1 pseudogene is annotated in these 325 nt (G+C 43.4%); it reads left to right on the top strand.

Annotated elements, in window-relative coordinates:
- Positions 1-79: 79 nt before the first annotated feature.
- Positions 80-325: pseudogene (locus AB4512_RS24235) on the top strand (YeeE/YedE family protein); the annotation flags it as partial.

Raw genomic sequence — 325 nt, 5'->3', positions numbered from 1 at the left:
TGACTAATTTATATTTATTAGTAAACTCTAATTTAAGTTAAGACTGATGAGTTAATCGACGTTATGGGAGAGGTCAGTGATGAGTTTAATACCTTGGGATGCATTTTTTGGCGGCATGCTACTAGGCGCGTCGGCAACTATTCTGATGTTGGGGATCGGGCGAGTTGCGGGGATCAGCGGAATCGTTAGCCGCTTATTGCCGTCTAGAAACAACAAATGATTAGAATCAGGATCTGAATCCAGCTCGGATACCAACACAGAGAAAACCGAAAAACATTGGCGACTTGCTTTTGTTGTCGGAATGGTCGCGAGTGGTTGGTTATTG

Source organism: Vibrio sp. 10N.222.52.B7, from assembly GCF_041474275.1.
Taxonomy (GTDB): Bacteria; Pseudomonadota; Gammaproteobacteria; order Enterobacterales; family Vibrionaceae; genus Vibrio; species Vibrio crassostreae_C.
Note: the sequence above shows the minus strand (reverse complement) of the source record. Positions and strands in the feature narration are given on the sequence as shown.